At 53.6% G+C, this 20506-nt stretch carries 19 protein-coding genes; 10 read left to right on the top strand and 9 right to left on the bottom strand.

Annotation, left to right across the window (positions count from 1 at the left end):
* Nucleotide 1 precedes the first annotated feature (1 nt).
* The 4 genes from mrdA to HV477_RS05670 form a co-directional block, all read right to left on the bottom strand.
* On the bottom strand, nucleotides 2–1903 hold the full coding sequence (gene mrdA, locus HV477_RS05685) for a peptidoglycan DD-transpeptidase MrdA (RefSeq protein ID WP_000828700.1): 1902 nt from the start codon (nucleotides 1901–1903) through the stop codon (nucleotides 2–4).
* Nucleotides 1904–1933: 30 nt separating this feature from the next.
* Nucleotides 1934–2401, bottom strand: a complete 468-nt coding sequence (gene rlmH / locus HV477_RS05680; RefSeq protein ID WP_000776107.1) for a 23S rRNA (pseudouridine(1915)-N(3))-methyltransferase RlmH — start codon at nucleotides 2399–2401, stop codon at nucleotides 1934–1936.
* A 3-nt stretch (nucleotides 2402–2404) separates the two neighbouring features.
* Nucleotides 2405–2722 carry a ribosome silencing factor gene (rsfS, locus tag HV477_RS05675; RefSeq protein ID WP_001161670.1) on the bottom strand — a complete coding sequence of 106 codons (318 nt, stop codon included), beginning with the start codon at nucleotides 2720–2722 and terminating at the stop codon, nucleotides 2405–2407.
* A gap of 328 nt (nucleotides 2723–3050) precedes the next feature.
* On the bottom strand, nucleotides 3051–3659 hold the full coding sequence (locus tag HV477_RS05670) for an adenosylcobalamin/alpha-ribazole phosphatase (protein WP_020438218.1): 609 nt from the start codon (nucleotides 3657–3659) through the stop codon (nucleotides 3051–3053).
* 96 nt (nucleotides 3660–3755) lie between these two features.
* On the opposite strand from HV477_RS05670, the gene cobD reads away from it, so the two are divergent.
* Complete coding sequence (gene cobD, locus HV477_RS05665) at nucleotides 3756–4850, top strand: threonine-phosphate decarboxylase CobD (protein WP_079899188.1); 1095 nt, start codon at nucleotides 3756–3758, stop codon at nucleotides 4848–4850.
* On the opposite strand, the gene nadD is transcribed toward cobD, so the two are convergent.
* The 4 genes from nadD to leuS are packed head-to-tail and all read right to left on the bottom strand — an operon-like array spanning nucleotide 4825 to nucleotide 9686.
* Nucleotides 4825–5466: a nicotinate-nucleotide adenylyltransferase gene (gene nadD / locus HV477_RS05660; RefSeq protein ID WP_001518902.1), complete on the bottom strand. Its 642-nt coding sequence runs from the start codon at nucleotides 5464–5466 to the stop codon at nucleotides 4825–4827. The genes cobD and nadD overlap by 26 nt on opposite strands.
* 1 nt (nucleotide 5467) lies before the next feature.
* Entirely contained in the window at nucleotides 5468–6499 is a 1032-nt protein-coding gene (gene holA / locus HV477_RS05655; protein ID WP_000620491.1) for a DNA polymerase III subunit delta, read from the bottom strand.
* Nucleotides 6499–7089, bottom strand: coding sequence for an LPS assembly lipoprotein LptE (gene lptE, locus HV477_RS05650; protein WP_001269950.1), 591 nt, complete (start codon nucleotides 7087–7089; stop codon nucleotides 6499–6501). Before lptE ends, holA begins: the two co-directional genes overlap by 1 nt.
* 14 nt (nucleotides 7090–7103) lie before the next feature.
* Nucleotides 7104–9686 (bottom strand): leucine--tRNA ligase, encoded by a 2583-nt coding sequence (leuS, locus tag HV477_RS05645; RefSeq protein WP_001157916.1) that lies wholly within the window; start codon nucleotides 9684–9686, stop codon nucleotides 7104–7106.
* A gap of 236 nt (nucleotides 9687–9922) precedes the next feature.
* Here leuS and HV477_RS05640 point away from each other — a divergent pair, with 236 nt between their 5' ends.
* The 5 genes from HV477_RS05640 (at nucleotide 9923) to HV477_RS05620 (ending at nucleotide 15018) form a co-directional block, all read left to right on the top strand.
* Nucleotides 9923–10264, top strand: a complete 342-nt coding sequence (locus HV477_RS05640) for a UxaA family hydrolase (protein WP_001574029.1) — start codon at nucleotides 9923–9925, stop codon at nucleotides 10262–10264.
* A 16-nt stretch (nucleotides 10265–10280) separates the two neighbouring features.
* Entirely contained in the window at nucleotides 10281–11453 is a 1173-nt protein-coding gene (locus tag HV477_RS05635) for a UxaA family hydrolase (RefSeq protein ID WP_001670689.1), read from the top strand.
* A gap of 49 nt (nucleotides 11454–11502) precedes the next feature.
* Nucleotides 11503–12456 (top strand): 2-keto-3-deoxygluconate permease, encoded by a 954-nt coding sequence (locus HV477_RS05630; RefSeq protein WP_000694477.1) that lies wholly within the window; start codon nucleotides 11503–11505, stop codon nucleotides 12454–12456.
* Between the two features lie 67 nt (nucleotides 12457–12523).
* Nucleotides 12524–14452: a sigma-54-dependent Fis family transcriptional regulator gene (locus tag HV477_RS05625; RefSeq protein WP_079899187.1), complete on the top strand. Its 1929-nt coding sequence runs from the start codon at nucleotides 12524–12526 to the stop codon at nucleotides 14450–14452.
* A 92-nt stretch (nucleotides 14453–14544) separates the two neighbouring features.
* The gene (locus HV477_RS05620; RefSeq protein ID WP_001044884.1) at nucleotides 14545–15018 is read left to right on the top strand and encodes a zinc ribbon-containing protein; all 474 of its coding nucleotides are present in this window, start codon (nucleotides 14545–14547) and stop codon (nucleotides 15016–15018) included.
* A 38-nt stretch (nucleotides 15019–15056) separates the two neighbouring features.
* Here HV477_RS05620 and HV477_RS05615 read toward each other — a convergent pair whose 3' ends face one another.
* A complete protein-coding gene (locus tag HV477_RS05615; RefSeq protein ID WP_023240950.1) occupies nucleotides 15057–16055 on the bottom strand; it encodes a tetratricopeptide repeat protein in 999 nt (332 codons plus the stop codon).
* A 124-nt stretch (nucleotides 16056–16179) separates the two neighbouring features.
* Between HV477_RS05615 and HV477_RS05610 the strand changes: the two genes are divergently transcribed.
* The 4 genes from HV477_RS05610 to HV477_RS05595 are packed head-to-tail and all read left to right on the top strand — an operon-like array spanning nucleotide 16180 to nucleotide 20493.
* Nucleotides 16180–16887: a DUF1266 domain-containing protein gene (locus HV477_RS05610; protein WP_079899186.1), complete on the top strand. Its 708-nt coding sequence runs from the start codon at nucleotides 16180–16182 to the stop codon at nucleotides 16885–16887.
* Complete coding sequence (locus HV477_RS05605) at nucleotides 16884–18317, top strand: J domain-containing protein (RefSeq protein ID WP_079899185.1); 1434 nt, start codon at nucleotides 16884–16886, stop codon at nucleotides 18315–18317. Before HV477_RS05610 ends, HV477_RS05605 begins: the two co-directional genes overlap by 4 nt.
* Before the next feature lie 11 nt (nucleotides 18318–18328).
* Complete coding sequence (locus HV477_RS05600) at nucleotides 18329–19033, top strand: DUF1266 domain-containing protein (RefSeq protein ID WP_023182248.1); 705 nt, start codon at nucleotides 18329–18331, stop codon at nucleotides 19031–19033.
* Nucleotides 19030–20493 carry a J domain-containing protein gene (locus tag HV477_RS05595; RefSeq protein ID WP_079899184.1) on the top strand — a complete coding sequence of 488 codons (1464 nt, stop codon included), beginning with the start codon at nucleotides 19030–19032 and terminating at the stop codon, nucleotides 20491–20493. Before HV477_RS05600 ends, HV477_RS05595 begins: the two co-directional genes overlap by 4 nt.
* Nucleotides 20494–20506: the final 13 nt, after the last annotated feature.

Raw genomic sequence — 20506 nt, 5'->3', positions numbered from 1 at the left:
ATTATTGGTCCTCCGCCGCTGCAACCACCGGGTTTTCCGCAGGCAAATGGGTGTTGTTGTCGCCCAGCATGATGTGATCAAGGATTTGGCGCATGATTGTGCCTACTGCCGGGCCTGCGCCGCCGTTTTCAAGGATGATCGCGACGGCGACCTGGGGATTGTTATACGGCGCAAAGGCGGTCATCAATTTATGGTCGCGCAGGCGCTCGGCGATTTTATGCGCATTGTACGTTTCGTTGGCCTTCAGGCCAAAGACCTGCGCGGTGCCCGACTTCGCCGCGATTTTATAGGGCGCGCTGGCAAAATATTTATGCGCCGTGCCGTTAGGGCGGTTGGCGACGCCATACATGCCATCTTTCGCAATTTCCCAGTAGCCGGAGTGAATATCGCCCACCGGCGGTTCATGCGGCTGAACCCACGGCACCTGTTTACCGTTTTCCGCGGTGCTCATTAACAGGTGTGGGACTTTAACTACACCGTCGTTAATAAGGATCATCAGCGCCTTACTCATCTGAATCGGCGTTGCCGTCCAGTAGCCCTGGCCGATGCCCACCGGAATCGTATCGCCCTGATACCACGGTTTTTTAAAGCGTTTCTGTTTCCACTCGCGGGTCGGCATATTACCAGAGCGCTCTTCTGCGAGATCAATTCCGGTATAGTGACCATAGCCGAACTTACCCATCCATTCTGACAGGCGATCGATCCCCATATCATAGGCAACCTGATAGAAGAAGGTATCTGCCGACTCTTCAAGGGATTTGGTGATATTCAGATGCCCGTGGCCCCATTTTTTCCAGTCTCGGTAGCGTTTCTCAGACCCCGGCAACTGCCACCAGCCAGGGTCGAAAAGACTGGTGTTACGGGTGATGACGCCAGCGCTTAACGCCGATACGGCGACGTAAGGCTTAACGGTAGAAGCGGGTGGGTAGACACCCTGAGTCGCGCGGTTCACTAATGGCGTATTCGGGTCGTTAAGCAGCCCGGAGTAATCTTTGCTGGAGATGCCGTCCACGAAAAGGTTAGGGTCGTAACTTGGCATGGAGACCAGCGATAGCACGCCGCCGGTACGCGGATCGGTGACAATCACCGCCGCGCGACTGCCTGCCAGCAGCGTTTCAATATACTGCTGGAGCTTGAGATCCAGCGTCAGGTAGATATCGTGTCCGGCCTGCGGCGGCACCTCTTTAAGCTGGCGAATAACGCGGCCGCGGTTGTTGACTTCAACCTCTTCATAACCGGTTTGCCCATGCAGAATATCTTCATAGTAGCGCTCAATGCCCAGCTTGCCGATGTCATGAGTGGCGGCGTAGTTCGCCAGTTTGTTTTCTCTGTCGAGACGCTCGACGTCTTTATCATTGATTTTCGATACGTAGCCGATAACGTGGGTCAGCGCCGATCCGTATGGATAATAGCGGCGTTTATAGCCTTTGACTTCGACGCCCGGAAAACGGTACTGGTTGACAGCAAAGCGCGCGACCTGAACTTCCGTCAGGTTTGTTTTCACCGGAATAGAAGTAAAGCGATGGGATCGGGCGCGCTCTTTTTTAAAGGCGGCGATATCGTCGTCGTTTAAATCGACCACACTGCGTAGCGCATCCAGCGTTTGCTGAACGTTATCCACCTTTTCCGGCATCATTTCAATCTGATAGATAGTGCGGTTCAGCGCAAGGGGAATGCCGTTACGGTCGTAGATTATCCCGCGGCTTGGCGCAATTGGCACCAGCTTGATACGGTTTTCGTTCGAGCGGGTCTGGTAATCGGTAAAACGGAGAATTTGCAGATTATACAAATTGGCGATCAGTACGCCGGTCAGCAGCAAAATACCCAAAAAGGCGACCAGCGCCCGACGCACAAACAGTGCGGACTCAGCCGTATAGTCACGAAAAGAATTTTGTCGTTTCATCCGCTGCTTAATCTTCTCAAGACTTCACGATCACTCACGGTGATAAGGGTGGTTGGTTGTGATGCTCCACGCCCGGTACAAACTCTCCGCAACCAGAACCCGAACCAGCGGGTGAGGGAGCGTTAACGCCGAGAGCGACCAGCTCTGTTCCGCTGCCGCTTTGCAGGCGGGAGATAATCCTTCCGGGCCGCCAATCAGCAAGCTGACGTCGCGCCCGTCCTGTTTCCAGCGCTCCAGCTCATTGGCTAACTGCGGCGTATCCCACGGCTTGCCTGGAATATCCAGGGTAACAATGCGATTCTTACCGGCGGCGGCCAGCATCTGCTCGCCCTCTTTGTCGAGAATGCGTTTGATATCCGCGTTCTTGCCGCGTTTGCCCGCAGGGATTTCGATCAGCTCAAAGGGCATATCTTTCGGAAAACGACGCAGATATTCCGTAAATCCCGTTTGAACCCAGTCGGGCATCTTCGTGCCGACAGCGACAAGTTGCAGCTTCACGCATTAACTCCAGAGTTTTTCCAGTTCATACAGGCGGCGACTTTCTTCCTGCATGACATGCACAATCACATCGCCCAGATCGACGACAATCCAGTCAGCCGCATTTTCGCCTTCGACGCCCAATGGCAGCATACCGGCCGCGCGCGACGACTGCACCACGTGGTCGGCAATAGACATAACGTGACGGCTGGAGGTGCCGGTACAAATAATCATACAGTCGGTGATACTGGATTTACCCTGAACATCTAAGGCGATGATGTCCTGACCTTTCAGGTCATCAATTTTGTCGATAACAAAATCCTGGAGTGCTTTACCCTGCAAGTTTTCCCCCTGGGTGAATAATTGCGTTATAACGATAGAAAAAAGGCCAACAGGCTAGACCGGTAAGGCGTTGCGAGTTAACGCTAACCTTCCGGCGGGACGCCGTGTAGTATACCTGAATCAGCGGCGATACCGGGACTTATGTCGCCGGATCGGCGTTTAAAACCAGATTATCATCCCATCCCACGTCACAGAAAGCATCGCCATTTTTGTAAAACAATTTCTGCAAAGCTCTGCAAGGTGAAAAAAGCCTGGCTGCGGAGAATAACAGCCTGTCGGGGGCTGTCAATGGGCGAAACCGCTGCGGCGAGAAAAAACGGAAAATTCATCACTCAGGCCGCCAGACGGCACGACTATTTAATACTTTCAGGGTGGCGAACCCTTCGCACAGGTCGATTGCGCTCCAGCATCCCTGTTCTACCCGGAAATGCCATAGCGAGGCGGCGGGCATTGCGAGCAGACGGGCAATCAACAGGCTGAGTACGCCCTGATGGCTGACGATCAGCAGGTTCTGGCAATCGCTAAACGCGTCGAGTCGCGAGATAAAGCGCTCTACGCGCCGGGTAAAAGCCTGAAAACCCTCGCCATTGGTCGGAACCGCATTCTGCCAGTCCGTACACCAGGCGGCATAGCTTTCGGCATCTTCATGGGTGAGGTCGCGGTGATGGCGCATTTCCCAGTCGCCGAAGTACATCTCATTAAGCTCAGGTAAGATGTGTTGCGGCGTATCCCGGCCCTCCAGTACGAGCCGGGCGGTATGGCGCGCGCGCTCCAGTTCGCTGCATAACACCCTGTCAAATGGCGCGTGGCGCAATAAAGTATGTAGCGTTTTCGCCTGGCCAATCCCTTTTTCCGTTAACGGCGTGGGAGCATGTCCGCTATACAACCCGGCGACATTGGCCTCGGTTTCGCCATGACGCACCAGCCACAATCGCATGGTATTCCTCATGAGGTTAAATGCGCAAAACATGATAATGCCCCTGATTGCGCAACGTTTTTTTCACTAAAATAGCGTTTTTTGGCCGGAGGCATAATGGCGTTATTCAACAGCGCGCATGGCGGTAACATTCGGGAAGCCGCGACGGTGTTGGGCATCTCGCCTGACCAGTTACTGGATTTTAGCGCAAACATTAATCCGCTGGGTATGCCTGTCAGCGTGAAACGCGCGCTTATCGACAATCTGGACTGCATTGAGCGCTACCCGGACGCCGATTATTTTCATTTGCACCAGGCGCTGGCGCGTCATCACCAGGTGCCGGCATCGTGGATACTGGCGGGAAATGGCGAGACGGAGTCAATCTTTACCGTGGCGAGCGGTCTTAAACCGCGTCGTGCAATGATTGTCACGCCAGGTTTCGCGGAGTATGGCCGGGCGCTGGCGCAAATTGGCTGTGAAATTCGTCGCTGGTCTCTACGCGAAGCGGATGGCTGGCAGCTTACCGATGCCATTCTTGAGGCGTTGACGCCCGATCTGGACTGCCTGTTTCTGTGTACGCCCAATAATCCTACCGGCCTGCTGCCGGAGCGGCAGTTATTACAGGCCATTGCCGATCGCTGCAAATCGCTGAACATTAACCTGATCCTGGATGAAGCGTTTATCGATTTTATTCCGCATGAGGCGGGCTTTATTCCTGCTCTTAAAGATAATCCGCATATCTGGGTGCTGCGTTCGCTGACCAAATTTTATGCCATTCCCGGCCTGCGGTTGGGATATCTCGTCAACAGCAATGACGCGGCGGTAGCGCGGATGCGTCGCCAACAAATGCCGTGGTCGGTTAACGCGCTGGCGGCGCTTGCCGGTGAGGTAGCGTTACAGGATAGCGCCTGGCAACAGGCGACCTGGCATTGGTTACGGGAGGAGGGCGCCCGGTTTTATCAGGCGCTTTGTCAGCTCCCCCTGCTGACGGTCTATCCCGGGCGGGCAAACTATCTGTTGTTACGCTGTGAGCGAGAGGATATTGATCTGCAGCGACGGTTGCTGACGCAGCGGATTTTAATCCGTAGCTGCGCTAACTACCCGGGGCTGGATAGCCGCTATTATCGTGTGGCGATACGCAGCGCTGCGCAAAACGAGCGTCTGCTGGCGGCGCTGCGCAATGTGCTTACCGGTATAGCCCCTGCTGATTGATGTAGTTCAGCACGTTTTCCGGCAACAGATCGTCGCAGGATTCGCCTTTTTCCAGCCGTTCGCGGATGAGGGTTGCGGAGATATTAAGCCAGGGCGTTTCCGCCAGGTAAATTTTACCGGCTGGCAACTGGTGCAGATCGTCCGGCGTATGGGTCAGATGCTGTTCCAGCCACTGCTGGTGTTGCGCCTGCGTCATTTCAAGGGGATAGCCCGGACGACGACAAACGATCAGGTGAGTGTTATCAAGGATGGTGTCGTAATCATGCCAGGTGGGGAAGTTAAGCAGCGAGTCCTGGCCGATAATAAACGCCAGCGGCGCTTCGGGCCCCTGTTCTTCGCGCCATGCTTTCAGCGTTTGCGCAGTGTAAGAGGGCGCGTTTCGCTGTAGCTCGCGTTCATCCAGCGTAAAAAGCGGCTTATCGGCGATAGCCAGCTCCAGCATATATTTACGCTGCGCGCTGGAGGCTTCCGGCTGGGGGCGATGCGGCGGCACATTGTTAGGCATAATAATCACCCGCGATAAGCCGATCAGATTCGCCAGCGTTTCAACAGGTTTAAGATGTCCATAATGCACCGGATCAAAGGTGCCGCCGAATAAAGCCTGTAACGATTTCATATCACCCATCAATAAATACGTCTGCCAGCGCCTTATGGCAGAGCAGGAGCGATAGCCCTTCAAGATCTGCCCATACCGACTGACCATAATCCTGTTTGAGCGTAATTTCTGTACGCGTCAGTAACTGCACGGCCTGGCGAAGCTGCGCAGGATGGAGACGCTGCAACGCGTCGCCGATCATGGGGCGACGGTTTTGCCAGACCCGGTGTTTATCAAACAGCGCGCGTAACGGCGTATGCGCGGACTGACGTTTGAGATTGACCAGTAGCAGCAGCTCTCGCTGGAGGGTCCGCAGCAGAATAACCGGCTCGCTGCCTTCGAGGCGTAGCTGTTGCAGAATATGCAGCGCGCGTTTGCTTTTCCCCATCAGTAACGCATCCACCCAGTGAAAAGGGGTAAAGTGGGCGGCGTCATTGACGGCCTGCTCCACGCGAGGAAGCGTTAACTTACCGTCAGGCCAAAGCAGCGACAGCCGTTCCAGCGCCTGCGCCAGCGCCAACAGATTGCCCTCATAGCAATAGCACAGCAGTTGGTTCGCGGCGTCATCCAGTTGCAAATTCTGTGCTTTCGCTCTGGCGGCCACCCAGCGGGGAAGCTGCGCCTGCTCCGGCGTCTGACAACTGACCTGAACGCTACGGTCTGCCAGCGCGGTATACCAGGCGGCGTTTTCCTGCGCTTTGGTGAGCTTGTTTCCACGTACTATTAATAACAGGTCGTCATGCAGCAGCTCGCTCAGCGTGGCGAGTTGCTCATTCATTGCCGCGTTAGGCCCGTTTTCCGGCAGTTGCAGCACCAGCGTTTGACGACTGGCGAACAGACTCATCGCCTGGCAGAGTGAGAAAAGCGATCCCCAGTCGGTACTGGGATCGAGAGTAAAAGCGTGGTGCTCTTCGAAGCCTTGCGACGCAGCCGCCAGACGAATAGCGTCCTGACTTTCCTGCAGCAGCAGCGGATCGTTGCCCAATAGCAGATATGCCGCACGCAGCCCTTCGTTGAGCTGCGCGCGGAGTTGTTCAGGATACAACCTGATCATTAGTTACTCAGCGTAGTGGAGACGCGTGCTGGCGTAGAGGCGGGCGCCGCCGTCTCATTGTCGGCGGTAGCCTCCTCTTTCGTCGCCTGAATATCCGCCGCGCGGACGCTGGTCAGCTTACGAATCAGCTGTTCAGCGGCTTTGTCGTACATCTCCTGAACGATCATGGCCTGCTCGTTATCCTTCGCCAACGCCATCTGCGGGTTATCGAAGAACGAACGGTACACTTTCGTGCTGATAGGATAGATGTCATGGCCCGGAATCAATACCGAGGCATTGACGGTCATCACCATCTGATATTCCGCCGTCTGGCCGTCCTGGAACACTGACGCCGTATCCTGCGAAATAGTCACCGTTCCAAGCCGCAGAGACGGAACGTCTTTGCGCGTTGTGTCTTTATCAAGCAGGTTTACGTTATTCAGCCGTAACTGATTACGTACCGCACGACTTAGCGGACCGTTCGGATCGCCTGAATCGAGGATCATCGTTTTCATTGAAGCCGGAACCTGCGTAGTGCTACGCAGATGCCAGCCGCATCCGGCGGTGACCAGCACCGCCAGAGATAACAACAGTGTTACCAGATATCGCACGCTTCCTCCCGCGCTTAGCCAACAACCAGATTGAGGAGTTTACCCGGAACGTAAATCACTTTACGCACGGTAACGCCATCAAGATATTTTGCCACCAGATGTTCCTGGCCTGCACGTTCACGCACCTGTTCTTCGGTGGCATCCACCGCAACGGTGATCTTACCGCGAACTTTACCGTTAACCTGCACGACAACCAGCGTGGTGTTTTCCACCATTGCCTGCTCGTCGGCAACCGGCCACGGCGCGTTGTCGATATCGCCTTCGCCACCCAGTTCCTGCCACAAGGTAAAGCAGACGTGCGGGGTGAACGGGTTAAGCATACGCACGACGGCCTGCAGCGCTTCCTGAAGCAGTGCACGGTCTTGTTCGCCTTCCTGCGGGGCTTTCGCCAGTTTGTTCATCAACTCCATGATCGCCGCAATGGCGGTGTTGAACGTCTGACGGCGGCCGATATCATCGGTCACTTTGGCAATGGTTTTATGCACATCGCGACGCAGCGCTTTTTGATCTTCGCTCAGCGCATCGACGTTCAGCGCCGCGACAGGACCTTTAGCGGTGTGTTCGTAAACCAGCTTCCAGACGCGTTTAATAAAGCGGTTTGCGCCTTCTACGCCGGACTCCTGCCATTCCAGAGTCATATCCGCCGGAGAAGCGAACATCATAAACAGGCGTACCGTGTCCGCGCCATAACGTTCAACCATTACCTGCGGGTCGATACCGTTATTTTTCGACTTGGACATTTTACTCATGCCAGTGTAGACCAGCTCATGACCCGCTGCGTCTTTTGCTTTGACGATGCGGCCTTTTTCATCGCGCTCGACGATAGCGTCAACTGGCGAAACCCAGTTACGTTCGCCGTTCTCGCCGACATAATAGAACGCATCCGCCAGCACCATGCCCTGACACAGCAACTGCTTAGCCGGCTCGTCAGAGGTGACCATGCCCGCATCGCGCATCAGCTTATGGAAGAAGCGGAAGTAGAGCAGGTGCATGATGGCATGTTCAATACCGCCGATGTAGATGTCGACTGGCAGCCAGTAGTTTGCCGCTTTCGAATCCAGCATTCCTTCCTGATACTGCGGGCAGGTGTAACGCGCGTAGTACCATGACGATTCCATAAAGGTGTCGAAGGTGTCGGTTTCACGCAGCGCCGGCATACCGTTAACGGTGGTTTTCGCCCACTCAGGATCGGCTTTAATCGGGCTGGTGATGCCGTCCATGACGACGTCTTCCGGCAGAATAACCGGCAGTTGATCTTCCGGCGTCGGCAGCACGGTGCCGTCTTCCAGGGTGACCATCGGGATCGGCGCGCCCCAGTAACGCTGACGGGAAACGCCCCAGTCGCGCAGACGGTAGTTCACTTTACGTTCGCCGACGCCTTTTTCCGCCAGTTTATCGGCAATGGCATTAAACGCCGCTTCAAAGGCCAGGCCGTCGAACTCGCCGGAGTTAAACAGCACGCCTTTTTCGGTCAGCGCCTGTTCGGAAAGATCCGGCTCGGAACCGTCGGCGGCCAGAATCACCGGCTTGATGGTCAAACCGTATTTGGAGGCAAATTCGTAGTCGCGCTGATCGTGACCCGGAACGGCCATCACCGCGCCAGTGCCGTATTCCATCAGGACAAAGTTTGCCGCCCAGACCGGGATCTCTTCGCCAGTTAACGGATGAATCGCTTTATAGCCGGTGTCGACGCCTTTTTTCTCCATGGTCGCCATTTCGGCTTCGGCCACTTTGGTGTTACGGCATTCGTCGATGAACGCCGCCAGCTCGGCGTTGTTCGCCGCCGCTTTTTGCGCCAGCGGATGACCGGCGGCCACTGCCAGGTAGGTGGCGCCCATAAAGGTATCCGGACGGGTGGTATAGACGGTCAGCGTGTTATCGTAACCCTTCACATCGAAGGTGATTTCCACGCCTTCAGAGCGGCCAATCCAGTTGCGCTGCATCGTTTTTACGGTATCAGGCCAGTGGTCCAGCTTATCCAGATCGCGCAACAGCTCGTCTGCGTAAGCGGTGATTTTGATAAACCACTGTGGGATCTCTTTACGCTCAACTTTGGTGTCGCAGCGCCAGCAGCAGCCGTCGATCACCTGTTCGTTGGCGAGAACGGTCTGATCGTTCGGGCACCAGTTAACGGCAGAAGTCTTCTTGTACACCAGGCCTTTTTTATACAGCTCGGTGAAGAACTTCTGTTCCCAACGGTAGTATTCCGGGGTGCAGGTCGCGATTTCACGGCTCCAGTCATAGCCAAAACCCAGCGTTTTGAGCTGGTTTTTCATGTACGCGATGTTGTCGTACGTCCACGGCGCTGGCGCGGTGTTGTTCTTCACCGCCGCGCCTTCCGCCGGCAGGCCGAAGGCGTCCCAGCCGATTGGCTGCAGCACGTTTTTGCCCAGCATACGCTGGTAGCGGGCAACCACGTCGCCGATGGTGTAGTTACGTACGTGGCCCATGTGTAGTCGGCCAGAAGGATAGGGAAGCATCGACAGGCAGTAATACTTCTCTTTGCTCTCGTCTTCGGTCACTTCAAATGTGCGCTTCTCATCCCAGTGAAGCTGTACTTTGGATTCTATCTCTTCCGGGCGGTATTGCTCTTGCATGGCAGCCAGTAGTCCTGTTTTCGATACAGCTACAAATGTAGCTTTAGAGGTGGTGTTTAGATCCGCATAGCATAGCCCAAACACGCACGTCAAAACAGGGGGTAGAACATTTGTCGCGCCAGGCGTCCGTGAGGAGGTGACGCAAAATGCGACACGACTGAGGCAAATTACCGCAGTTCCTGTCACCGCCAGATCGGCCTGTAAAAATAAAGTCATATAAACCATGTAGTTAAAAAATGGCACGCCTTTTGATTAGGGAAGACAGGACTAAAGCAAAGGAGTTAATCGTGAAAAAAAATGCAGTGGTGATTCACCCTCAGGATTGCGTCGCGACGGCTATTACGGCGCTCAAGGCCGGCGAAACCGCCACAATGTTCATTGGCGAACGCGAGATAAGCGTTGTGTTACATCAGGATGTGCCATTTGGCCACAAATTCGCCATCTGCGATGTGCCTTTTCATGGCGAAGTTTATAAATATGGCGAATCCATTGGCCGCGCCACTCAGGAAATAAAAAGTGGCGACTATGTGCACGTCCACAATGTGGAAAGCGAACGCGGACGTGGTGACTGGAAATAATATAAAACAAGGGAAAATGATTATGAGCAATGAGACTTTTTTGGGTTTCCGCCGCCCTGACGGCCGTTTTGGCATCCGTAATTATGTACTGATTTTACCTACCAGCGTTTGTGCGAATAAAGTTGCCCAGGATATTGCCCGGCAGGTAAAAGGCGCGACATGGGTGAATAACGATTTTGGCTGCTGCCAGGTAGCAGGCGATGCGCGTCTGACGGAAAAGACATTGATTAATGTGGCGAATAATCCCAACGTCGGCGCTATTGTGGTTGTGGGCTTAGGCTGTGAAGGCGCGGAGCCGCTGCGCATCGCAGAAGAGATTACCGCATTTGGCAAACCGACCTCCTGCATCACCATTCAGGAAGAGGGCGGCACGCTTAAATGTCAGGCCAGGGGGATTTCGCTGGCCCGCGACTATGCGCAACAACTCTCCATGCAAAAACCGCAGCAAGCACCGGTTAGCGAGCTGCTGCTGGCGATGGAGTGCGGCGGGTCAGATACGACATCGGGGCTGGCGTCTAACCCTTCCTGCGGGGTCGCCTCGGATAAGCTGATACGCTGTGGCGGAAGCTCAATTCTTTCTGAAACGACGGAATTTATTGGCGCCGAGCATGTGATGGCGAAACGCGCGGTGACGCCGGAGGTTGGTCAACAGCTCATTGATTTAGTGGTCGGCTGCGAGGCGCGAGCAAAAGCGCTGGGCGAGGATATTCGCGGGGGACAGCCGACGCCGGGCAATATTAAAGGCGGGTTGACTACCATTGAAGAAAAATCGTTAGGCTGTATGCATAAAGCGGGTCATGCGCCGCTACAGGGCGTACTGGAATATGCCGATAGTCCAACGCATCCGGGCCTGTGGATTATGGATACCCCGGGGCAGGATATTGAATCTATTTCCGGCATGGTGGCGGGTGGAGCGCAGATCGTTATTTTTACTACCGGTCGCGGAACGCCTGCCGGTAACCCAATAGCGCCGGTAATAAAAATTACGGGTAATAAAGCAACGTGGGAAATGATGCAGGACAATATTGATATTGATGTGTCCGCCATTATGTCTGGCGAGGCTTCTATTACGCAAATGGGCGAGGAAATTTATCAGGAAATTTTACGCGTCGCGAATGGGAAAACGACTAAATCAGAAGATTTAGGTCATAACGAATTCTCTATTTATAAGATCGCGCCGACGTTCTGATACCAAATCGGGCAGCACAAGCTGTCCGGTTATCTCCTGGGAATAAACTATGAAAATTAAAAAAACACTGGAACGTTTTCCTGGTGGTATGATGGTTGTACCGCTGATCATCGGCGCATTGTTTAAAACCTTTGCGCCGGAGGCGCTGGAAATAGGCGGTTTTGTCACCTCTATTTCGCATGGCGCAATGGCGATTTTAGGTATGTTTTTAGTCTGTATGGGCGCGGATATCCAGTTTAAAGCCGCGCCGAAAGCACTGAAAAAAGGCGCTGCTATCACCTTTGCGAAATTTGCCAGCGGCGTGATTATTGGCATTCTGGTCGGGAAATTTTGCGGCCCGGATGGGTTATTAGGTCTGTCGGCTTTAGCGATTATTTCGGCGATGACCAACTCGAACAGTGGGTTATATGCCGCGTTGGTGGGGGAGTACGGCGATGAAACCGACGGCGGCGCGATTGCGGTAATATCGTTGAACGATGGTCCCTTTTTCACCATGCTGGCGTTAGGGTCGGCAGGCATGGTGTCGATACCCTTTATGAATCTGGTGGCGGTTATTATTCCCATTATCATTGGCATGATTTTGGGTAATCTGGATGAGGACATGCGCAAGTTTCTTAAACAGGGCAGCGTGGTAACGATTCCCTTTTTTGCCTTTGGGTTAGGATACGGTATTGATTTCGCAAGACTTATCACGGCAGGTTCTTCAGGCATTTTACTGGGACTCATGACGGTGGCGATTGGCGGATTTTTTAATATTTTCGCCGATCGTCTGACGGGAGGCAGCGGCGTGGCAGGCGCGGCGGTATCCACCACCTCTGGCAACGCCGTCGCGACGCCAGCGGCAATCGCGCTGCTCGATCCGCATTTTACTGACCTGGCGTCGACGGCGGCGGCGCAGGTGGCGGCCTCGACGATTATTACCGCTCTGTGCGCCCCCTTCCTGACCGTATGGATAAAAAAACGCTACGATCGTAAACTGAACCCAGCCGCCGCAGGCGGTTAGCGTTTCGGCGGAAAATAAATCACGACGGGCGGTCTCGCCCGTTCATAAACCAACAGGATGGTGAGTGATGAATAAGACGAAAGATATAGCCGCATCTCCTCTCTGTTTTGTCTCTCCTTACCCGCAACTGGCAAAGGCTGCCGAGGCGCTGGTCGCGCAGTTGGATTACGCCGTCACTATTCATCAAACGACGCTTAATCGTATCCTGGATGAGCTACCTTTATTAGAGTCCCGTGGGCACCAGGTACTGATTAGTCGTGGCGGCTGTGCGGAAATATTAAAAAAGCACAGTAAATTACCGGTAGTCGAAATTAAAATGTCCGGCTACGACATTCTTGATGCGCTTATCCCTTTTAAAGGACAAAAAGGCACTGTCGGTATTGTCGGCTTTTCCAGTGTGATCAAAGGATGCGCGCGCGTAGCGGAACAGTTAAATATTAACTATAAAATTTTTACCTTACAGGGAAATGATAAAGAAACGATTTCTTGCCTGAAGCAACAATTAGCGTCCACGCCATTAGATTGCATTGTTGGCGATACCGTTTGTCAGGATTATTTTTCACCGCTGGGATCTCAATTCCGTTTACTTGATTCCAGCCCAGCCTCAATAACCGAAGCTCTGGAAGAAGCCCGCTCATTATATCTGGCTTTTCGCAGCCAATTACTCGAGCGTCATCATCTGCAGCTGATTCTCGATCAGTTTGATAAAGCTGTTATCACGCTTGATGATACCGGCGCGTTACTGCATTACAATAAATATGCGAGCCAACTTTTTAAAATTAACGCCTCCGGTGAAATTTATGACGCGTCTTTTCTGAAACAGGTATTGCTCCAGGAGCGGCATACATTACGTGAGGGAAAAACCGTCAGCGCGAAAGTCGTCGATACGCCGCAAGGCGCGATGGTGGTTAATCTGTATCCGGTATTTGCGGCCAGACAGTTAAGCCGGGTGGTGTTGACGATGCAAACCGTCTCCAGTTTACAGGGGGCGGAACATCATGTTCGCCGCCAGGAACTGTCTCGCCGTGGCTTGAGCGCCCGCTATCATTTCGACGATCTGCTTACCGAAAACCCGGAAATGCTGCGTCGTCTGGCGATCATTAAAAATTATGCCGGTACGGACGCGACTATCTTAATTAATGGCGAAAGCGGGACGGGGAAAGAGGTGCTGGCGCAAAGTATTCATAATGCCAGCCAACGCGTCAACGGCCCGTTTGTCGCCATTAACTGCGGCGCGATGGCCCCTCAGATTCTGGAGAGCGAACTCTTTGGCTATGTCGCCGGCGCATTTACCGGCGCGTCGCCGAAAGGCAAAATAGGCCTGTTTGAATTAGCGCACCACGGTACCATTTTTCTGGATGAGATTAGCGAACTGGATAAACCGCTACAGACGCGCTTATTACGGGTATTGCAGGAGCGGCAGATTATGCGGCTGGGCTCAGACCAGATGATACCTGTTGATATTCGCGTGATTGCGGCGACCAATCAGACGTTAACGAAGCTCATTGCGGACGGGACATTTCGCGAAGATCTTTACTATCGGCTTAACGTATTAAAAGTGACCACCATCCCGCTACGCAAACGTCCGGAGGATATCAAAGCCATCGGCCTGTCGCTGCTTACTAGTTTCAGCCAGCATTATAAACGCCCGGCACTAACGTTAACCCCGGCGCTGTGGCAAGAGCTTCAGCGCTTCGCCTGGCCCGGAAACGTCAGGCAGTTAAGCAATATTATCGAACGGCTGGTGCTCTCTATTGATCACTCCCCGGCAACGCTGGATGAGGGACGCCTCTTGCTGGACGATCTGGAAGAGGGGAGCCGACGCGAGCCAAATACCTGCCACGACTGCCAGATGCTGGCTGGCGATTATAAAACGATTCGCCTGCGTATTCTGAGAAAATTATTAGAGGCGGAAAGGGATAATAAATCGTTAGTGGCGAAACGGTTAAATGTCGATCGTACCTCGCTGACGCGCTGGATACGCGAGTCGGCCTGACAAGAATTTACAGACTCTGTGGGCAGCCTTGCAAAGCGTAACGCAAATAACGTCTATTATTATAGGCAGTTAACGATCCAAGAGGTGAAGTGATGAACAAGGTTGCTCAATATTACCGTGAACTGGTGGCCTCATTAAGCGAGCGTTTACGCAATGGCGAGCGCGACATTGATGCGCTGGTGGAGCAGGCGCGCCAGCGCGTGATGCAAACAGGGGAGTTAACGCGAACCGAGGTGGACGAACTGACGCGCGCTGTCAGACGCGATCTGGAAGAGTTCGCCATGAGCTACGAAGAGAGCCAGGACGATAGCGTCTTCTTGCGGGTGATTAAAGAGAGTCTCTGGCAGGAACTGGCGGACATTACCGACAAAACCCAGCTGGAATGGCGCGAGGTATTCCAGGATTTGAATCACCACGGCGTGTATCACAGTGGCGAAGTGGTGGGATTGGGGAATCTGGTGTGCGAGAAATGCCACTATCATCTGGCGGTTTACACGCCGGATGTGCTGCCGCTCTGCCCGAAGTGTGGGCACGATCAGTTCCAGCGCAGGCCGTTCGAGCCGTAAGGTTCATTATCGTGAGCGGACGGTTGCCGTCCGCCATGTTAAGCGTGCAGTTGGGCTTCCAGTTTGCGGATCTCTTCATCGACGTTCCATTTGCCCGTGGGCTGTGCTTTTTTGAACCAGTAAAGCGCCTGCTTCACATCCACTGCGGTACCGCGCCCGTCGCGGTACATAAAGCCAAGGTTATACCATGCGGTAACGTTGTCTGCTTCCGCCGCCCGATGAAACCAGCTAAGCGCTTCTTCATCGTCACGCTCGACACCGTGTCCTTGTTTGTACATCCAGCCGATATTAACGCAAGCATTGCTATTTCCCTGAGCCGCAGCTTGTTGATACCAGTGCATTGCCTGCTGATAATCCTGCTTGACGCCTTCCCCTTCGCTATACGCGTAGCCAAGCTGGTACTGGGAATGAGCTTTATCTTGTAGCGCACTTCTCAAATACCATAGGGTAGCCAGGCGTAGGTTTTTTGTCGTGCCGCGACCGCCCCAATACATATCGGCCAGATTCATCTGACCGGTGGCATTACCCTGTAACGCCGCTTGTTTATACCAGTAAAGCGCCCGATTATAATCTTTTTCGATGCCCAGACCCGCTTCATACATTCTGCCGAGATTATTTTGCGCATAATAACAGTGGCTCTGTTCTGCCCCTTTGCGATACCAGATGACGGCCTGAGCATAATCTGGCGCCATCCCGGTTTTTCCTTCCTGAACCCAGCCTAATGTGTTGAAAGCGTGGCGGTGTCCTTGCTGTGCGGCTTTTTCTGACCAGAATAAAGCCAGAGTGTTATCTTTCATTTCGGTAGGCGTGTCTTTGTATCGTAAGCCGAGCCAATATTGCGCCTCGCAGTGTCCTTGTTCAGCTGCCTGCTGCAACCAATAAAAAGAGAGCTTATCCTCTTCGCTGCCATCTATACGCTCGTCATTATATAAACGGCCTAATATATATTGAGCTTCACTATTTCCTGACTGCGCCAGTTCGGTTAATTGTGCTAAAGATACGTTGTCGCAGGGATGACTGGTTATGGAATGATTCATTTTTTAATTTATCCCGCCATTGTTTTTTAGATTAATAATATATTGCGATTTGGCTTTGTTGTACTCTATTTTAGTTTTCAATTGCGTTTTTATTTGTGGTGTGAATATATTTTGGCGATTTATTATGGATAAAGAATCACAATATTTACTCTTTGCACTTTCCTCGCCGATGGAAGTATTGAACGAGGACTGTTTACCTTCACATTCGTCACCGAAAATGTATTTAGGTGTAAAACGTTTCGATCTTGAATCGTCGTGGGGTATTGAAAATCGCGATGAACTGCTTCAGACCATTTCCCGCAGGACGGATGACGGTCATGCCACACAACTGGAATGGCTATATCGCCGCTGGTTTAGGTATGCGCCGCAGGAGTGGCAGGAGTATACCGACGCGCTGGACGAGGGAGATCGCATTTATGCCCGATTCGTCGCTGATACCGCCGTGTGTTGCGGCGAAGGCGGTATTCGCAGCTGGGATTATGTGCGGATGGGGTTTCTCTGCCGCATGGGCGTGCTCAATGAATGGCTGACGGAAGAGGAGAGCCTGTGGCTGCAGTCGCGGATACAGCTTCGTGCGCTCAGCTATTATTCCGGCTGGTTGCCGTATTTCAACGCTTATTACACCGGGCGTTTGTACTGGCAGTTACGGAATGGCGATAACCTACCGTTACTACGCGAGACATTCGCCCGTAAGGAGTTTGATGACGCGGGGCGACGTATGATGAATAAGCTGATCGCTGGGAAAGACAGTTTTTACGCCACGCTGCCGTGGCGCTACCTGCCCCATTACCCTGAATGCCCGGACACGCTTCAGGAGGTGAGCGATCTATGAAAACCTGTTGGCAAGTCCTTGGCATTGAGGCCACCACGGATACCGACGCCATTCGTCAGGCTTATCTGGCGCTGCTGCCGTCATTTCATCCGGAAACCGATCCGCAGGGTTTTAAGCAATTGCGAGAAGCCTATGAGAATGCATTGCAGGGGACAACATCGCCCGCCATTACGGTGGTTGATGAGGATCCCGATACCCCGTGGGTGAATTATCTCAGGGAGATATTCGGTGATTTGCTGGCGGATGGCGAACGGCGCTTTCAGCCGCAGGCATGGCAGGAGTTTATCCAACAGATCAATAAATTATCGATTTCACAGGTCGAAAAATCGCGCTGGTGGCTGTGCGCTATCGCGATGAAGACCTTTCCTATTTCGTACTCGTGTCTGAAACTGCTGTCAGATCGCCTGGCCTGGGAACAGGGGAGTGATAATCGAGATGTCGATGCCGAGGAGGTGGAGGATCTTTTGTTTGAAATCCGCCGTGGCGACCTGTTTGATTATTCGCTATTGCTGCATTTGCCAGTGGCGGTACAAAACCAGACCATTGCTTTTTATGATGCCCTGGACAACACCTTTTTCGAGCATCCTCTCTATTTCGCCCAACTTATGGCGCAGCACGGCGCCTGGATTATCCCGGACAATCTACGCTTTCAACGACGTCTGTTACGCTGGTTCAGCACCCTGCACTGGGGTATTGCGGAGCTGCTGCCTGTCGCCCTGGCATGGCAGGAAGCCGAACCCGATAACGCAACGCCGGGTTATTACTACTTAGCCCAGCGCGTATTTTGCGGTGAAGGCGATAGCCTGCTGCCAGAACTTTACGCGCAGTGGTGGGCGCATCCTTCTACCCAGCTTGACGATCTGTTGCTGCGCTGGTGCCGTCAGCATCGACCGGACTTTTTCCCGCTGCTGGTGATGGCGGTTGAGACGCGCGAGCAGGTCGATATCGATGGCGAACCGCTGCTGTATATTCCCGGCTCAAGCGCTCGTTCCTGCTTGCTGTGGGCCGAGGCGCTGCACAGCGGCGCATTATCGCCGCTAAGCGAAAGTTTTATTGCGCGGCGTTTGAATTATGGCGCGCCAGCGATGAGTGAGGCGCATAGCCAGCATCCATACTGGCTGTTGTATCAGGTGGCGGATAGCCTGGCGTGCGCCGAGGAGCCGTCAGCGGCATTGTTACAGAGTCTGGTAACGAAGCTTGATGCGCCGGATATCTGCCCGTTGGAAGCGCTGGTTATTCGCGGGTTGCTGGGGCGGGCTGCGGCTGTCGCCACACCGTGTGAAGCTGTAGTCGCAGATGAAGAACCGGTGACGACGGTGACTTCGCCGAGTACGGAGGAATCTGGCGGCGGCTTTGGCCTCTGGCAGGTGATTAAAATCATTTTATTTATTGGCGTTGTCGGCCATGTGTTGAGTCGGTTTATGCATTAGGGATATCGAATATGGACAAGGAAGAACAATATTTACTTTTTGCGCTCTCCACGCCGATGGAGGTGCTAAACAGTCGTGCCATTGGCGCGAAACCTTCGCACTTCTCCCCGGCAATGTATACCGGGAAAACACACTTTGATCTCTCCGATTCATGGGGGATTGATAACCGTGAAGATCTTATTCAAACCATCTATCGGATGACGGACGATGGTCATGCGGCAGATTTGGCTCCCTTTTATATCCGCTGGTTTACGCTATCTCCTCGCCAATGGCGCGAATTTACCGCGCAGTTTGGCGAGCAGGGCCAGATTTATGCGCGATTTGTTGCCGAAACCGCACTATGCTGCGGTCGCGGCGGTATCAAAGCCTGGGACTATGTGCGTATGGGGTTTTTATGCCGGATGGGGGTGTTGAATCAATGGCTGACGGAAGAGGAAAGCCTGTGGCTGCAATCGCGTATCTATGCGCGGGCGTACTATTTTTACGACGGCTGGACGCAATATTTTGCCGCCTATTCGTTGGGTCGGCTGTACTGGCAGGCCGAAGGGGACGCCATGCAGGCATATTTCGCCCACCTAAAGTACGACGCTTCAGGCGCGCGGATGTTTAATGAACTGACCTCTACGACAGAGAGTTATTATGCGCAGCTACCGTGGCGTCCGCTCAACGAACAACCGACATGCCCGGAAACGCTTAAAGGAGTGAGCGATTTATGAATATCTGTTGGGAAATCCTGGGCATTGAACCCACCACCGATCTGGAATGTATCCGTCAGGCTTATCTTGCCCTGTTGCCCTCATTCCACCCTGAGAGCGATCCGCAGGGTTTTAAGCGATTGCGCCAGGCCTATGAAGAAGCGCAGCACTGGGCCGCCTCGCCTGCGGAAGATGTAAAAACGGAAGAGGTGGGCGACGAACATGAAATACTGGTGGCGTTCAGGGAATTGCTGGCATCAGAGCGCGATCGCTTTCAGCCCTCGGCATGGCAGAAATTTATTCAGCAATTGAACCAGTGTTCGATGGATGAGATAGATAAGCTGCGCTGGCAATTGTGCGATATCGCCATGAAAACGGAAACGATCTCGCTGTCTTGCCTGGCATTGTTGGCGCAGCGTCTGAACTGGCAGCCGCAGGAAGCAGACGATGATGCTGAGGGAGAAGAGCTGGAAGCATTTCTGGAGACCGTAAAGCGGGGCGATGCGTTTGATCTGCTAAGTCTGGCCAAATTGCCTCTTGTTATTCAAGACCAAACTGACGCCTATTTTTTTAAGCTTGAGCGTATCTGGCGCTTTTATCCCGAACATTTTGCCGACGCTCTGCAGGTTCAGGGAGCCTGGATAATTCCCGATGATAAACAGCTGCATCGTAAACTATTACACTGGTTTAGCGCCGAGCAGTGGGGCATGGCGGAACTGGTCGATATTGCTCGTCGCTGGCAGGCCGCGGAGCCGGATAACGAAGATGCGCACTATTACCTGTGCAAACAGCGTTTGCTCTGCGGTGAAGGGGAAAGCCTGTTGGCCGATCTTTGCGATTTCTGGCAGCGTTATCCCTCCACGCAGGCGGACGACCTGTTGCTGGGCTGGTGCCGCCAGCATCGGCCTGATTTCTTCCCGCTGGCGGTGATGGCGGTCGAAGCGCGCTGTATGGCGGATACCGAATATGTGCCCGGTGAAAGCGCGCGCACGCGTTTACTGTGGGCCGACATTTTGCACAGCGGTAGGTTATCACCGCTGGGGCGTTCATTTGTTGACTCCCTGTTTTATAAGCGAAAAGCGATGGCGTGGGCAAATTCACGGCTGAGTACCCAGGGGGAACCCGAAACGCCGCTGTTGGATCTGTACCGGACGGCGGAGCAGGTGGTGCTGGAAGCGTTTCCCAAAGAAAAGGCCTTTTTTCGCCTGCTGATCCGGCTGGAGGAGGGGCAATCCTGTCCGCTGGAGGCGCTGATAACGCAGGCATTGTCATCTAAAATCGCCATGAAGCCAGGCGATATTCGCGACAAAAAGGAGCTGGCGGAAGAGCTCAGGCTGGCGGCTGAGAAAAAATTGTCTTCTGAAGCGAAAACCGAAGCACCCCGTCAGGCGGAATCTGGCGGGGTGATGAAAATCATGAAGATTGTCGGTTTGATCGCGTTGATTGTCTGCGCGTTAAATCGATTCTTCCATTTTTTCTGAACAGGGGCAGTGA

Origin of the sequence: Salmonella sp. SG203, assembly GCF_013350575.1 — a bacterium.
In the GTDB taxonomy this organism is placed as follows: Bacteria; Pseudomonadota; Gammaproteobacteria; order Enterobacterales; family Enterobacteriaceae; genus Salmonella; species Salmonella enterica.
The sequence above is the reverse complement of the archived record's forward strand: the minus strand, read 5'-3'. Positions and strand labels throughout refer to the sequence as shown.